Raw genomic sequence first — 1,369 nt, 5'->3', positions numbered from 1 at the left:
TCGGCGAGAGTGACCGCGCGCTGGTCGCGGACCTCCTCGGCGGTCCCGAAGTGGAGGGAGGCGGGGGTGTGCCAGCCGATGCCCGAGTGCCGGTGCTCATGGTTGTAGTACACGATGAACGCGTCGAACCACTCGCGGGCGTGGGCCAGCGAATCGAACCGCTCGGGATAGTCCGACATGTACTTCGTGGTCTTGAACTGGGCCTCGCTGTAAGGATTGTCGTTGGAGACCTTCGGTCTCGAGTGCGACCGCGTCACACCCAGATCGATCAGTAGTTGGGAGACCTTCTTCGACGTCATCGAGGTGCCGCGGTCGGCGTGCACGGTCTGGGGCACGATGCCGTTGCGGGTGATGGTCTCGCGAATCAACTCCTCGGCCCTCACCGCCGATTCGGCCCGCTCGACGGTGTGGCCGACGATGTACCGGCTGAAGATGTCGATGATCACGTAGGCGTGATACCAGACACCCTTGACCGGTCCGGCAGCCTTGGTGATGTCCCACGTGAACACCTGTGAGGGCCCGGTGGCGACCAGTTCGGGCACCGCCCTGGCCGGATGGGTGGCCTGCCGTCGGCGCTCACCTGACTGATCCTGCTCGCGCAGGATCCGGTACATCGTCGAGACGGAGCAGTGATAGCGCCCGGCATCCAGCTCGCGGGCCCAGATCTGCGCGGGCGCCAGCTCGGCATACTCGTCGCTGTTCATCAACTCCAGGACCGCAGAACGCTCTTCGGACGTCAGGGCCGACGGCTGCACCTGCGGGACACGTGCTCGGCTTGGTGGCGTCGGCCGGAGCCGGCGGTAGTGCGTGGCGCGGGAGCGGCCCGTCAGCCGACAGGCGGCAGTGATGCCCAGCTCAGCCTCGACGCCGGTGAACGCGACGTCCACGACAGGGTCGGCGGCAGACTTCAGTCCGCGCTCTCGGAGAGCATCTCCAAGAGCGCGGAAGCTTTTCCCATCACCTCGAGCGCAGCCTTGTTCCGGGCAAGGTCCTTCTGCAACCGCTCCACCTGCTGCCGCAGCTTCTCGTTCTCCACCTCCGCGGCGGACTTCTTCGCACGGGCCGGGCTGGTCCGGCGGTCGACCAGGTTCTCCAGGGCCCCGGCATCCCGGGCGGCCCGCCACTCCTTGACGTGCGAGTGGTAGAGCCGTTCCCGGCGCAGGACCGCACCCTTCTCGTTCCTGGGCGCGGCGTCGTACTCGGCGACGATCCGCAGTTTGTACTCCGAGGTGAAAGTGCGGCGCTTTGGCCTCGGCGCCGGGTCGGACCCGACGGGCTCAGTGCTGGGCATAGGGGATGGTTCTCCTGTCGTGCCCTCTCAGGCTAACCCCGCAGAACGGGACGTCTCACCCAAGGCTGACAGAGAGGG

At 66.8% G+C, this 1,369-nt stretch carries 2 protein-coding genes; both read right to left on the bottom strand.

Features of this window, described 5'->3' with window-relative positions; genetic code table 11:
- On the bottom strand, positions 1–887 hold an 887-nt coding region (locus tag RB628_RS40625; RefSeq protein ID WP_318325666.1), incomplete at its 3' end, for an IS3 family transposase.
- Between the two features lie 20 nt (positions 888–907).
- Positions 908–1,291 (bottom strand): hypothetical protein, encoded by a 384-nt coding sequence (locus RB628_RS40620; RefSeq protein ID WP_318325665.1) that lies wholly within the window; start codon positions 1,289–1,291, stop codon positions 908–910.
- Between the last annotated feature and the right edge of the window lie 78 nt (positions 1,292–1,369).

It is taken from the genome of Streptomyces sp. ADMS, from assembly GCF_033441795.1.
Taxonomy (GTDB): Bacteria; Actinomycetota; Actinomycetes; order Streptomycetales; family Streptomycetaceae; genus Streptomyces.
The sequence above is the reverse complement of the archived record's forward strand: the minus strand, read 5'-3'. Positions and strand labels throughout refer to the sequence as shown.